Genomic DNA, 12757 nt, shown 5'->3' with positions numbered 1-12757 from the left:
TTTTTCATGCATCTTCCTGTTCTAGAAAATCTTCCTTTCATCAAAAGTTTGCCTTTTATCAATAACTCAAGTAAATCGTACTGGGTAAAAATTAGAACGGCTCAACCCAAGTGTATTTATTACTTCGGTCCTTTCGATAATCCTCAAGAAGCTAAACTGAATCAAAATGGTTATATCGAAGATTTAATTGAGGAAAATGCTTCGGGAATTTATGTTGAAATTAAGAAGTGTAAACCGAAAACTTTGACTGTCTATAAAGAATAATTTGATAACAGCCAACAAAAATGTAGAGACGTAGCTACGTCAGTTACCCTGGAAATCCGACCTGCGTTAAACCATTGGGTACCAAAAGGCTTGTCAGCAGGATAGCCAGAGTTATTTATCAATAGGTTCGAGAGCGAACTAGTTGAAAGATTAGCAAATCCAAACCAACCGACTCGATTACCTAATGTGTTATTGGGAAGAATGATTGCACCATAGTCATATTCCCAATTTTTATCTCTTGTCCAACCGAGTACGCTGCGGAAAGTATGTTTTGATTTTCAGAAGAAACACTTTCGTGATTAGACATTGTAATTACCTCTGTGTGTGTTTGTTGTATTAATCTAGCTGGAGATTTACGTATTTTTTGCTAATTATTTAGCATTTTCGTTGCGATCGGCATTATTCAAACTGCCGTAACGGGATATGTTTCTAACGACTCTGTTACTCAGTTTTACCTTTACATGACGTTGAAGATAAAGAATCCCGTTGAACCTGACTAGCGAACTCCGGTATTGAATGTTTTTTAGCATACAAATTTTGGGTCGCTGATAGTTACAGTCCTATCTTGAATAATTTGGGTAACGTTACATACTACTGGTATTTGTAAACTCCTTGTTGATATTACTGTCTATAGGTGAGAAAGCTTGGTTAATCAAGATGTTCAGCTATAAAGCCTAACAATCTGAAATAAAACGGTTACTTACCTATGCTTTTTAGGTTACAAAGCAAATGTGAGAAACTTGTGAGGAATAATATTCTTTTGTAAAAAATAATGCTTTGCCTATAGTATTTAATAATTTATTAATACTTAAGTCATATTACTGAGATTTGTGATTAGGGTAATAAATTTGTAGTGCGTTAGCCGCACCTCCAGTGAACGTGTAGTGTGTCCGTAAGGATATGCTTCTAGCTCGCTCGTGTTATATTACAAGCTATTTGCACTATTTATAATGTATTGCTGAGGAAACTATATGGCTAACTTTTCAATCTCTGTATTAATGCCCGAGATGCAATGCCTGATGGTGGTACGCTAAAAATCTCGCTATTGACGAAACCTACGCTCAAATGCATCCTGATGCCCAACCAAGAAATTACATTGTAATTACAGTTTGCGATACGGGGATTGGTATTCCTCCAGAAATATTAGACCGTATTTTCGAGCCGTTTTTTACCACCAAAGAAAAAAGTTAAGGCACGGGTTTAGGTCTTTCCACCATGATGGGTATTGTTAAAAGTTACAGTGGCTTTGTAAATGTATATAGCGACAAACAAGGAACTTGTTTCAAAGTCTACTTGAGAGCATCGCAAGCTGTTGAAAGGTATCAACAAAATTCATATAGTGAAACACCTAGAGGTAATGGAGAACTGATTTTGGTTGTTGATGATGAAGCTTTAATTCGCGACGTTACCAAAATTGCTTTAGAAAGATATAATTATCAGGTATTAACTGCTATTGATGGGATTGATGCACTCGCTGTATATGTCCAACATATTAAAGAAATCCGGCTAGTCTTAATAGATATGATGATGCCATCAATGGATGGTGCAAAAGCTATCGGAATATTAAAAAAATTGAACCCAAAAGTTAAATTTGTCGCGATGAGTGGATTTATATCAAATAATAAAGAAGTTGCGGGACATATTCCGACTGAAGTATTCTTACCCAAACCTTATACCGCAGAAGAACTGTTGACAACGGTTAATAATGTTCTGAATGTATCCGAATCATAAAATATTTCTTTATCATAATGAAATATTTTAGAAGCTCTTATGTTGACCTTGATTTCTACTAAAGACGTTGCAGTACAACGTCTCTACATGATTTATATATATATCAAATATTTTTATAACCTGATTAAATAAAATTGATGTAAAAAAATAGGTGCAAAAAATGCATTGCCATTTAGCAGCCCCTAGCTAGTGCAAATGACAGATCAATTCTTCACACCTATAGAAATGGAAGGAACTTGCAAAAGAGCATATACAGGTAAAGTAAAGTTACTTAACAATTTAAGGAACCAGGAAGTTATTAATCTTTCAATTGCTACCTATTAAAGTTACTATAAGAATATGAGGAACTTGTGAGGAAAACCAAAAAATATTCCAAAAAGTTGATTTTTTAATAAGTAGCTTTTTGAGTAACAATAAAATGATACGTTATGAAATATGAAAAGCCTAGAAGCATTAACAGCACAAATTGAAAGCATTCAAGACTTGCAATCTGTGGTCAAAACCATGAAAGCCTTAGCAATGGTAAGCATTCGCCAATATGAGACAGCAGTAATAGCCCTCGCAGACTATAACCGCACCGTTGAAATGGGGTTACAAATTTTGCTTCGACATCGTTACTTTAGCGAACAACCCATGATGCTACCCCAAGGTTTAACTAATCATAGAAAAACTAAAACTCTGGGTGTAATTATATTTGGTTCAGACCACGGTTTATGCGGTCAATTTAACGAACAAATAGCATCCTACGCCATAGAACAAATTCACCAAAAACCACAACCAGAAATTATCGTTGCAGCAGTAGGTACACGCTTAATTCCTTACTTAGAAACAGCGAAGCAACCAATATCCGCGCAATTTACCTTACCCAATTCCGTCGCGTTAATTACACCGATGGTACAGGAAATGTTACTAATGATTGAAAATTGGCAATTTCCCAAAGTTGATCAAATAATGCTTTTTTACAATAAATCCTTATCTAGCGCATCATATCGTCCCGAAAGCGTGCAACTTCTACCTATGAATGCTCAATGGTTGCAGCGTTTGGAAAAACAAGCATGGCATTCCCAAGGACTACCAACATTTACAATGAATTGGGATGAATTATTTTCAGCTTTAGTGCGTCAATATCTCTTCGTTTCTTTGTATAGAGCATTTGCAGAATCCTTAGCCAGCGAAAACGCCAGTCGTCTTTCCTCCATGCAAGCAGCCCAAAAGAACATAGAAGAAAGGTTAACAGAACTAAACTCACAACATCGGCATCAACGACAAAGTTCCATCACCTCGGAACTTCTTGATATTGTTTCCGGCTTTGAAGCTCTTAACTCAAAGGAATAGGAGATGGGGAGATGGGCAGCCCTTTCAACGCGAACAAAATAACTATGCTTTTTGAGGTAAAGTAAGGCACACCAAATGCAGGATTACACATCAATTCTAATTGCGATTTTCCCCCGCACTTGTCGCTGTTCTAACTGGTGAATTGCCGCAGGAACTTCGCTCAAAGGATAGACTAGATCAACATAAGGACGAATTTTACCAGCTTCGATCGCGTCTTTTAAAACAATTAAATCATTTTGGTTGGGTTTACAAGCCAGAAACTTGATTTTTCGACCACCAATTTTAGAAGTGACCAAATCGAGAAACATGGCTTGAAATAATCGCGGCATCGAACCACCAACCACAACGAGAGTACCTGGGGTTTTCAAGAATGGGAAATAATCAAAAGGTGAATTGTAGGCAGCATTATCGAGTATTAAATCGTAGTAGTGCTGATTTAATTTAGACTTGATTTGAGTGCGATGCTCCCTTGGAGCCGCTTCGCTAACGCAAACATAATCCGCACCAATCGATTTCACCATTTCGACTTTGCCCGCACTGCATACACCAGTCACCTCAGCCCCAAAAGCCTTGGCAATCTGGACTGCAAACGACCCCACACCACCGGAAGCCCCATTTATCAATACCTTGTATCCTGGTTGAATTTGTCCTACATCTCGCAGTCCCTGGAGTGCTGTCAGGGCAGAAACGGGAACGGTTGCAGCTTCCTCAAAGCTCAAATTATTGGGCTTCAAGGCGAAAGCTGTTTCGGGAGCGCAGACATATTCGGCAAATGTACCAAAACCAGATTCCGATAAATCACCAAAAACCCGATCGCCTGGTTGAAACTGGGTCACATTTTTCCCCACGGCTTCCACTTCTCCTGCGACATCGCAGCCCAGGATTTTAGTTTGAGGCTTGCGTAAGCCTCCGTAAATGAAACGTATAAAAAACGGCTTGCCCCGCATCAAATGCCAGTCACCAGCATGGACAGCAGCACCACGCACCCTAACCAGCACAGTGTTATCGGACACAACTGGTCGATCAACCTCCTCCATTTTCAACACATCGGGAGAGCCGTATTCATATTGGGCGATCGCTTTCATTTTTTGGACCGTTTGATCGGAATTATTCATTGGTTTTCAGGATTATTGCTTGGGTGTTTTTCTGGACTAAAGGAGCATCTGAATTCAAAAATCAGTTGCACCCAAATATTTATGGCTTACCTTACACTGTAAGTTTAGCTTACACTATAAGTTTGTCAAGATAAATCATTTAAGATTGACTTCAGGCTAGAAAAAATTCATGTAACCGGGATGAAATGGAAAAAACGAGTAACTCGAAATCGCTGCCCCCATTGCCTTTGAGTCGAGAGCGGGTATTGCAAGTGGCGCTGCGGATGGCAGATGGGGATGGGATTGAAGCGCTGTCGATGCGGAAAATTGCCCAGGAACTTGGTGTCAAGGCAATGTCGCTGTACAATCACGTCACCAATAAGGACGATATCTTGGATGGGATTGTCGATATGGTGGTTGCAGAAATTGAGTTACCCGACCCGAAAATTGATTGGAAAACAGCCATGCGGCGACGGGCAATCTCGGCACACACTGTATTGTTGCGTCATCCTTGGGCTACAATGGCAATGATGTCGCGGGTGAATGTGGGGTCGGCAATGTTGCGCTATGTTGATGCGACTTTGGGATGTTTGCGGGAAGCTGGTTTTTCCTTTGAGACTGCCGATCATGCTTGGAATGCGATCGACAACCACATTTATGGGTTTACGCTCCAAGAGTTAAATTTCCCTTTCGAGCCTGGGGAATATGCCCAACAGGCAGAAAAGTTTATCTCGTTTATTCCTCCAGAGAAGTATCCCTACATGAATCGACTTGCCCATTACGTCATCGAAGGTCGGTACGATGGTTTGCATGATTTTGAGTTTGGGTTGGATTTGATTCTCGATGGTTTGGAACGGTTGCGGGAAAGGCAACAGGGTGAGAAATAGGAATTAATTTAAAATCGATTTGTTATTTTGGTTTATGGTGGAGAATGTTTGAGGTAGGCTTTCCACGATGATTTTGTTTGGCGCGATAGGTAAAGACTGGTCTATGGCGATCGCTCGTTTGGTCATAAATCGATATTTAAAACTTCTCGATATAAAAATAAAAGTGCATTAAAAGCCTGATTGTGAGTAGAAGCAGAGACTTTTTCTTGAACGCTAACAAACCGATTGGAGCGGACAGTTGGGGACCATACTATTCAGTGGGAGTTTGGAGATAGTAGCGTTTTGACGAGTGAGGGAGTGAGGGAGAGAGAAGAATTTCTCAATCCAAGTCATAATTACAGTCAAAATGGTACTTACACCGTTAAGTTAACGATTACCGACTCCCATTTCTTCACAACTTCCTCAAATTAATTACCTAATTTGGAAATAGAAAGATAATTATTGCTATGAAGCTAGGAGGGCTTTTATGAAAACAATACGATGCCCTAAAGTGCTAATTTATGTATTCGCTTTTGCGTTATCCTTGCAACTTTTAACAGGTTGTAGTTTTTTTCGTTCTTCGCAAAAGTTTTTTTTATCTTCTAATTCTAGTTTTGATACAACCCCAAAAATATCACAAGTTCATCAGAAGTTTTCCGAAAATATAGCCCCAAATGAATGTCCACAATGGTTCTATGAAAGTTACAATGATATCATTTACAATCTTGAAACTGTAGAAACAATTAAAGGGGAAGTTTTGAGTGTAGATACTGTTGGAAATGGTGTAAGTCTACAGGTAAAAACAGATAAAGAAACTATTCCCGTTCACTTAGCACCAGTTTGGTATATCGAAAATCAAGATATTGAAATAAATCCAAACGATACGGTAGAAATAACAGGTTCGAGAATTATATTAAAGGGAGAAAGCGCCATTCTTGCGGCTGAAGTTAAGCAAGAAGATACTATATTTAAGTTACGCGATCAAAAAGGTTTTTCTTTATGGAGTGACAGAAAACAACAAGAATCAGATTGGTTTTTAGATATGTTTCCTTACCTATGTGAGGCAGAATAAAAATATATTTACCTTTAGTACTGCGATCGCAAGATGGTTTCCCTGTGTGGAGTGGTTGGAAAAAACATACATTTGATTGAATTAGCTAATCGTTTTTGGATCATAAATCATGAGTTATTATTTCAGTAAAATTTTGCATATCCCTTTTTCCGAAGCAATTTTAAAGGTGAAAGCTCAACTTAGACAACAGGGTTTTGGCGTGCTTACAGAAGTTAACGTTGCCGAAGTCATGGAAAAAAAGCTCGATGTGGATTTTCGTAGCTACACTATTCTCGGTGCTTGCGAACCATCATCAGCCTATAAAGCTTTAGAAGCAGAAGACAAAATCGGCACGATGCTACCTTGCAATGTCATCGTACAGCAAAAAGAGCAAGATAGTGTAGAAATTGCTGCTGTAGATCCTGTTGCTTCAATGCAATCTATCAGCAATCCGCTGCTTAAGGATATAGCCGAACAGGTAAGAAGTAAGCTAAAAACAGTAATTGATAGTTTATGATGGCTAGCAAATTTTGATTTTCGATTATCGCTTTACTAATTAACGCTTATTCAATTTGGAGTAATCATGGCTGCATCTGGATTCTTTCGTAAACTCCATCGTAAAACTGCTTTAATTATCTTTCTACCTTTGTTAATTAGTGCTTTGACAGGAATTATTTACCGACTGGGAAAAAGTTGGTTTGGAATGTCAAACAAGGTAGGAAATATCTTCATGATGATTCATCAAGGAGAATATCTTGGAACTCCACTAGTACCGATTTACGTGCTTTTAGTTGGTTTGGGACTATTAGGAATGATTATTACTGGTTTGAGTATGAGTGGAATAAGCTGTTACGCATTTAATTTGTATAATACTAGCGAGCAAGATGCTCGCACTACAATATTTTCAGGTTTTCCTGTTATACAATTTAGCTGCACATCAGCTTATGAGCGTCAAAATCGTGCTGCTCAACCAAGAAAACTCAATGTTCGTAAAGTTCACCGTATATTCGCACCCATTGTATTTTTACCTTTAACAGTAAGTGCGGTAACGGGTGTAATTTATCGATTGGGAAAAAGCTGGTTTGGAATGTCCTCGGAGAATGCAGCAATTTTTCTGAGAATTCATCAAGGAAGCTATCTAGGGGATTTCTTCAAGCCAATTTATGTTCTGTTGGTAGGTTTGGGATTAATTATCATGCTGATTACAGGAATAAATCAAACAGGAATATTTCGTCAGCGTCGTCACCCATCACAGGATTTAGAGAGTTGACACATAACATCGCTAATCGCCATTTTCCTCATAAGTTCCTCAAATTCTTTTCCTAAGTTGTAATTAGAACCTATACGAACCATACAGGAGAACTGCATCATGATATTTCGTCAATTGTTTGATCCCGAAACTTCTACTTATACTTACCTGATAGCGGATGAGTCAACGAAAGAAGCAGTGTTAGTTGACTCCGTACTAGAACAGGTAGAGCGAGATTATAAATTAATTCAAGAATTGGGTTTAATTCTAGACTGCTGTTTAGAAACCCACGTACACGCCGACCATATCACGGGTACTGACAAACTTCGTCAACTTACAGGTTGTTTGGGTGTAGTTCCGGAACACTCAACCGTAGCTTGTGCAGATGTTAGAATTAAAGCAGGTAATAGTCTCGGAGTTGGTAAGGTAAATATTAAGGCGATCGCAACTCCCGGTCATACAAGCTGCCACATGGCATATTTAGTTAATAAAGACCGGGTATTAACTGGAGATGCGCTGTTTATTCGCGGTTGCGGTCGTACCGATTTTCAAAATGGTGATGCAGGCACTTTATACGACTCAGTAACACAAAACTTGTTTACTCTACCTCCAGAAACATTAGTTTATCCAGCCCACGACTACAGAGGACACACAGTTTCCACTATCGGTGAAGAAAAACAATTCAATCCTCGGTTTGCAGGACGTAACCGCTCAGAATTTATCGAATTAATGAACAATTTAGACCTTCCCAATCCGAAAAAAATCATGGAAGCAGTTCCAGCTAATGAGCTATGCGGTAGGGTTGCAGCATGAAGGGATGGGGGGATAGGGAGATGGGGGGATAGGGAGACAAGGGGACAAGGGGACAAGGGGACAAGGTGACCTTTGAACTTTGATCTTAATTACTCCTAACTCATAACTGCTCACTGGTGACTAAAATGAGTATTTATCTTCAAAAAGGATATATCATTATGACGAGCTTTGTTGAAAACAAACTGCAAGAAGTTGATGCTGCCACGCTCAAGCAATTGATGGAAGAAGATGGAGCATTGTTAATTGATGTTAGGGAAAAAAACGAATTTGCAGGCGAACATATCCCTGGTGCTAAATTAATGCCTCTTTCTCATTTTCATCCTGGAAAAATATCAAACGAAGCACACAGAAAGATTGTTTTACAGTGTCAGTCAGGTAATCGTTCGGCTAAAGCTGCCGATAAAATGTTTGCTGCGGGTTTTAAAGAAGTTATTCATTTAAAAGGAGGTTTGCCAACTTGGAAAAATGCAGGATATCCTACTCAGATGAATAAAAAAGCACCAATTAGTATGTTTCGCCAAGTTCAAATTGTAGCAGGTTCTTTAGTATTCTTAGGAACCGTTTTAGGTGCTTTTGTATCTCCGTGGTTTCTTATTCTCAGTGGTTTTGTAGGTGCTGGATTAGTATTTGCTGGAATCACAGATACTTGCGCTATGGCACTGTTACTAGCGAAATTACCTTACAACCAACCGGAAGTTGACCCCGAAGATATGCTGGTTTGAATAGCAATGGCTACTATTAGCGGCATCACTTACGGTATTTTTTTGCTAGCACCTAACTAATAATCACCGCAGTTTTTCCGTATCAGTTGATTGATTTCCCCTGCAACAGTCAAGAATTTCCATCGAGGAGTTTCCTGTTTATTTTGCTCTGTTTTCAAAGCATTTTCAATAGTTTCACCAGCTTGCAATTGCAGTGTTGATGATTTTTCTCCTACACGAACAGTGAGAAGGTGGGGATTAATAGTTGGTTCGGATGGGATATCAGGAGGGAGTTCGGCGAAATTAACATCGGATAGAACTTTAGCAATACTTGCTAACTCCCGTTTATCAAGAAGGCAGGTTTTGTAAGCAGATGACACTGTATCGTTAACAAAACGATTAGCCCTAGAGGTTCCATCAGGAAGGATTGTCCAAGATGTTCCAGAAATACCTACAAAGCCCATCTGCCCATCTTTAAATTCTAACTCTGCAATTAGATTACCATCTTGCTTGGGGAAAGGATTGTGATTAAGTGTACCCATTGCCATAACAGTTATGAATCCTAAAAAAGATATAAAAATGGTGATTAAAATCAGTTGTTGAAGGAAACGCTTGTTCATAATCCTACAATATCATCACAGCCAGGGGATTATAAATCGTGAATTTTGTAGTTTCAGAAATTGTCCGAACCTCACCGAGTAAAATTTTAAGGTCTGAGCAAGACGGATTTATCCGTGGTAATGACTCTACCGAAGCCCCTAAATTTAATTTATGGGGCATTAATTACGAATTACGAATTACGAATTACGAATTACGAATTACGAATTACGAATTATACTCACCCCTCTCCAAAAATCAGGAGAGAGTGGAGTAATAGTAATTCTTTTCATTTATTTTAACGGTTTGTAGAGACGTAGCAGTGCTACGTCTCCCGACGGTTCCGGGGAAAACGAACCCATCATAATTAATGCAATCAAGCACTAATATTAAACAGGAATTCCTCGTTCGGCTTCAAAGATCCGCTTAATGGTTGCTTTATACTCGCTACCACACCAGTATTGATCGATCAGTAGGAGTATATCCTTAGCGTACTTGAATGTAGGGGAAGTTGTTCCCAAAATAAGTACACTACCAAAAATCAGGAAGTCGGAAACTTCTTGTCCCAGTTCTTTCCTCAAGTCCCAGCAAGCTCCTGCCCAAACTTTACCGCGAGCATGAGGTTCTGTTGGAGCATCAGGATATCTTAAGTTATTGTCGCAATTGCGAATCACTCCACTTGCTTCGGGGGCTGGTACAACATACTCTCCGACTTCAGAATCATCTGTTAAAGAGGCTCCGAAATAATCAGAATAACCTTCGTGTAGTGCTGCTCCTTCAGTTCCAAACATACCAGGGTGATATTCATCTATTAAGGCATGGGTGAACTCATGAGCAACTACATCGACCTCCTTAGCCAAGTCGTTGAGTCCGTAGGCATTCCCTGGATAACTGCCATCACCGAAGTAAATTTGTCCTGTTGCAGGACTGTAATAAGCGTTATCGTAATTGGTTCCGGTATGAACGTTTGCAGCTAATTGTCCACTGTTAGCCTTGCCATAGACGTTGTTAACTTTAAATCCTCTGAATCCTAAATCGAGAAAGTATTGGTAAACTTTTTCTACAGCATAATAGACCTGACATTCATCAAAATGGGTATTCTCAGGAGAAAAGTCAAATCGATAATTGCTGCTTGCCATTGCTGCTGGTGCGTCTTCGTTAATTACCTTACAATATTCACCATCTAATTTATTGTAGGGAGACTTGATATCGCGCAACATCACGGTTTTCAGCGCTGTATCCTCTGGATTTTCAGGGTAAACTCTTGCCCGAGGAGCAAAGTAATTTGAATGGAACATCATCGAGTTGTAGCTGTCCACAATTTCCCCATTCTGGACATCGATGAAGTATTCCCAGTCACCCAAGGGGTTTTCAGCCGGAACGGTTAAGTGATAGGTTTCTACGTGTCCCTGCTTGGTGGGATAAAGGACAGTTTTGTGGGTAATAGCACCCCTCAACTCCATTGCTTCTCCCAAATCTTTTCGAGCAATCTGACGAGCCTCTTTCAGAGATATAGTCTTCTCGCTACGTTGAACGGAAATTTGGGGACGCAGACCACTTGTCACCATCCGAACTTGATTCTTATCATCTACACCTACCAAAACACTTGCCCCAAAAACGGGTAATCCCTGATGATTTTGCTGGAGACGCATGAACTGTAGTCCGTTCCAATCAAAGGAATCAATCTGAGTTAGTTCTTCTGCATCGTCTGCACTTATCCCTAAAACTTTAGAGTTTTCCATCAAGAAGGATTGACTGGCTCCAGTCGCACTACCTGCCATTGCCATCGATAGTTTACCTTCGATCCAGCTAGGAGTTCCAGTCATGGTATTCCATTTAAGAGAAGCTCCCGGACGCTTTTCTAAAAGTGCTTTGCTTTCTTGGGAAGCAAAAGCCATTGGTTGTACAACTTTGTCGGATAATAGGGCATCAATACGATTTCTGTTAGCAGGATGACGTAAGCTAGATTCTTCATGAAACATATGAATACTCCTTTTTCTTTGTTTAATTTGCTTGTTGTCTTCGATTTCAAAATTAGGACAAAAATGTGAGGAACTTGTGAGGGAATTTACCTAATAGTTAAAAATGATGCAAGTTTTTTCAACAGTTTGATTTAAAGTATATTTTTTGCAAAGACTATTTGTGCATAGATTTGAGTCTTAATATTCCTGTAATTGAAATTTAGAATTATTCTCTCAAGGTATAAAATATACTTTTACAATCTGGTTGCTTCAAATCTAAAACTTGTAAATTTATCCCTATTCACGGTTTGTAAGAGATAGGTAATTTCTTCTTCTCCTGCTTCCTACTCGCTTCTGGCTTTATAATTACCTATCTCTCTTTATTTATTTAGAACCACGAACCTTTGTGAAACCAGTATGGTAATCGTGGACATTAGAAAGCACAATCAATGCATTTCTGTCGTAAACAATATATTTCACAATTACACCACCGCTATGACGCAAGCGATTGCTCAGAAAAGTCTGGCTTGTACGGTTGGTACCACCAGCAAGAATTTCCACAGATAGAAAATATATCTTATTTTGCCCGGAATCTACAATTGATTGAAGACTTCGGGAACTAGCAATGGCTTCCAAAAGACTTTTCCCTGTATTTTGATTAGTTAATTCCCCAACTAATCGATCGAAAGACTTATTGACTTCTTTTAATTTAGCGAGCTGCTCTGGAGTCAAATTAGGAATTGTCTTTTGTGCTTGTTGCTGAAACCGTCGCAAATTACTAATATCCTCAAAAACACTTTCAATTGCATCTTCTCTAATCAAAGGATATTCTGCTGGGTAATAAACCGATACTTTAGATCGATCTGCCTCTCGAAATTTAGAACTTAGTTTTGCAACAAATGCTTTGGTGTTTACGTCAACTGATGTCCCAGTGAAAGTCTTATTCACTCTAAAAAAGGGTAATAAGTCGAATAAAAAACCAGCTGTAGCTGTGGCACTAGGAGGTATAAAAGAAGAACCATCATCGTCGGGAACCTGTATATTAGCAGGTATCAATTCTCGATAATCTTTTTTGATTGAATTAATTCGAGCCTT

At 39.1% G+C, this 12757-nt stretch carries 16 protein-coding genes; 11 read left to right on the top strand and 5 right to left on the bottom strand.

Features of this window, described 5'->3' with window-relative positions; translation table 11 throughout:
* Nucleotides 1-6: 6 nt before the first annotated feature.
* The 4 genes from VB797_RS06655 to VB797_RS06640 all read left to right on the top strand — a co-directional run bounded on the left by VB797_RS06655 (nt 7) and on the right by VB797_RS06640 (nt 3330).
* Entirely contained in the window at nt 7-264 is a 258-nt protein-coding gene (locus VB797_RS06655; protein ID WP_323236878.1) for a DUF1816 domain-containing protein, read from the top strand.
* Between the two features lie 1065 nt (nt 265-1329).
* Nucleotides 1330-1455, top strand: coding sequence for an ATP-binding protein (locus VB797_RS06650; protein ID WP_323236877.1), 126 nt, complete (start codon nt 1330-1332; stop codon nt 1453-1455).
* A gap of 24 nt (nt 1456-1479) precedes the next feature.
* The gene (locus tag VB797_RS06645) at nt 1480-1995 is read left to right on the top strand and encodes a response regulator (RefSeq protein ID WP_323236876.1); all 516 of its coding nucleotides are present in this window, start codon (nt 1480-1482) and stop codon (nt 1993-1995) included.
* Nucleotides 1996-2430: 435 nt separating this feature from the next.
* Nucleotides 2431-3330, top strand: a complete 900-nt coding sequence (locus tag VB797_RS06640) for a F0F1 ATP synthase subunit gamma (RefSeq protein ID WP_323236875.1) — start codon at nt 2431-2433, stop codon at nt 3328-3330.
* Nucleotides 3331-3413: 83 nt separating this feature from the next.
* Here the strand turns inward: VB797_RS06640 and VB797_RS06635 are convergent, their stop codons facing one another.
* The gene (locus VB797_RS06635) at nt 3414-4445 is read right to left on the bottom strand and encodes an NAD(P)-dependent alcohol dehydrogenase (RefSeq protein WP_323236874.1); all 1032 of its coding nucleotides are present in this window, start codon (nt 4443-4445) and stop codon (nt 3414-3416) included.
* A 185-nt stretch (nt 4446-4630) separates the two neighbouring features.
* Between VB797_RS06635 and VB797_RS06630 the strand changes: the two genes are divergently transcribed.
* Complete coding sequence (locus VB797_RS06630; RefSeq protein WP_323236873.1) at nt 4631-5311, top strand: TetR/AcrR family transcriptional regulator; 681 nt, start codon at nt 4631-4633, stop codon at nt 5309-5311.
* A gap of 122 nt (nt 5312-5433) precedes the next feature.
* On the opposite strand, the gene VB797_RS34960 is transcribed toward VB797_RS06630, so the two are convergent.
* On the bottom strand, nt 5434-5565 hold the full coding sequence (locus tag VB797_RS34960; protein WP_416350846.1) for a phage integrase N-terminal SAM-like domain-containing protein: 132 nt from the start codon (nt 5563-5565) through the stop codon (nt 5434-5436).
* Here VB797_RS34960 and VB797_RS34955 point away from each other — a divergent pair.
* The 6 genes from VB797_RS34955 to VB797_RS06605 all read left to right on the top strand — a co-directional run bounded on the left by VB797_RS34955 (nt 5537) and on the right by VB797_RS06605 (nt 9125).
* Nucleotides 5537-5722, top strand: a complete 186-nt coding sequence (locus tag VB797_RS34955) for a PKD domain-containing protein (protein WP_416350844.1) — start codon at nt 5537-5539, stop codon at nt 5720-5722. The genes VB797_RS34960 and VB797_RS34955 overlap by 29 nt on opposite strands.
* A 55-nt stretch (nt 5723-5777) precedes the next feature.
* Nucleotides 5778-6362: a hypothetical protein gene (locus tag VB797_RS06625; RefSeq protein WP_323236872.1), complete on the top strand. Its 585-nt coding sequence runs from the start codon at nt 5778-5780 to the stop codon at nt 6360-6362.
* 109 nt (nt 6363-6471) lie between these two features.
* On the top strand, nt 6472-6858 hold the full coding sequence (locus VB797_RS06620; protein ID WP_323236871.1) for a DUF302 domain-containing protein: 387 nt from the start codon (nt 6472-6474) through the stop codon (nt 6856-6858).
* A gap of 66 nt (nt 6859-6924) precedes the next feature.
* A complete protein-coding gene (locus VB797_RS06615; protein ID WP_323236870.1) occupies nt 6925-7611 on the top strand; it encodes a PepSY domain-containing protein in 687 nt (228 codons plus the stop codon).
* 99 nt (nt 7612-7710) lie between these two features.
* Entirely contained in the window at nt 7711-8403 is a 693-nt protein-coding gene (locus VB797_RS06610; protein WP_323236869.1) for an MBL fold metallo-hydrolase, read from the top strand.
* A gap of 158 nt (nt 8404-8561) precedes the next feature.
* On the top strand, nt 8562-9125 hold the full coding sequence (locus tag VB797_RS06605) for a rhodanese-like domain-containing protein (RefSeq protein WP_323236868.1): 564 nt from the start codon (nt 8562-8564) through the stop codon (nt 9123-9125).
* A 56-nt stretch (nt 9126-9181) separates the two neighbouring features.
* Here the strand turns inward: VB797_RS06605 and VB797_RS06600 are convergent, their stop codons facing one another.
* From VB797_RS06600 to VB797_RS06590, 3 genes are all read right to left on the bottom strand, one after another.
* The gene (locus tag VB797_RS06600) at nt 9182-9724 is read right to left on the bottom strand and encodes a hypothetical protein (protein WP_323236867.1); all 543 of its coding nucleotides are present in this window, start codon (nt 9722-9724) and stop codon (nt 9182-9184) included.
* A 366-nt stretch (nt 9725-10090) separates the two neighbouring features.
* Nucleotides 10091-11683 carry a M36 family metallopeptidase gene (locus VB797_RS06595; RefSeq protein WP_323236866.1) on the bottom strand — a complete coding sequence of 531 codons (1593 nt, stop codon included), beginning with the start codon at nt 11681-11683 and terminating at the stop codon, nt 10091-10093.
* Nucleotides 11684-12046: 363 nt separating this feature from the next.
* The coding region (locus VB797_RS06590; RefSeq protein WP_323236865.1) for a hypothetical protein at nt 12047-12757 on the bottom strand (711 nt) is incomplete at its 5' end.

Source organism: Rivularia sp. UHCC 0363 (genome assembly GCF_034931125.1).
Taxonomy (GTDB): domain Bacteria; phylum Cyanobacteriota; class Cyanobacteriia; order Cyanobacteriales; family Nostocaceae; genus Rivularia.
The sequence above is the reverse complement of the archived record's forward strand: the minus strand, read 5'-3'. Positions and strand labels throughout refer to the sequence as shown.

Coding starts and splice junctions, on each gene's coding strand:
- VB797_RS06625 (WP_323236872.1), top strand. CDS start 5,778: ATGAAAACAATACGATGCCCTAAAGTGCTAATTTATGTATTCGCTTTT.
- VB797_RS06605 (WP_323236868.1), top strand. CDS start 8,562: ATGACGAGCTTTGTTGAAAACAAACTGCAAGAAGTTGATGCTGCCACG.
- VB797_RS06600 (WP_323236867.1), bottom strand. CDS start 9,724: ATGAACAAGCGTTTCCTTCAACAACTGATTTTAATCACCATTTTTATA.
- VB797_RS06640 (WP_323236875.1), top strand. CDS start 2,431: ATGAAAAGCCTAGAAGCATTAACAGCACAAATTGAAAGCATTCAAGAC.
- VB797_RS06635 (WP_323236874.1), bottom strand. CDS start 4,445: ATGAATAATTCCGATCAAACGGTCCAAAAAATGAAAGCGATCGCCCAA.
- VB797_RS06655 (WP_323236878.1), top strand. CDS start 7: ATGCATCTTCCTGTTCTAGAAAATCTTCCTTTCATCAAAAGTTTGCCT.
- VB797_RS06620 (WP_323236871.1), top strand. CDS start 6,472: ATGAGTTATTATTTCAGTAAAATTTTGCATATCCCTTTTTCCGAAGCA.
- VB797_RS06615 (WP_323236870.1), top strand. CDS start 6,925: ATGGCTGCATCTGGATTCTTTCGTAAACTCCATCGTAAAACTGCTTTA.
- VB797_RS06630 (WP_323236873.1), top strand. CDS start 4,631: ATGGAAAAAACGAGTAACTCGAAATCGCTGCCCCCATTGCCTTTGAGT.
- VB797_RS06645 (WP_323236876.1), top strand. CDS start 1,480: ATGATGGGTATTGTTAAAAGTTACAGTGGCTTTGTAAATGTATATAGC.
- VB797_RS06610 (WP_323236869.1), top strand. CDS start 7,711: ATGATATTTCGTCAATTGTTTGATCCCGAAACTTCTACTTATACTTAC.
- VB797_RS06595 (WP_323236866.1), bottom strand. CDS start 11,683: ATGTTTCATGAAGAATCTAGCTTACGTCATCCTGCTAACAGAAATCGT.
- VB797_RS06650 (WP_323236877.1), top strand. CDS start 1,330: ATGCATCCTGATGCCCAACCAAGAAATTACATTGTAATTACAGTTTGC.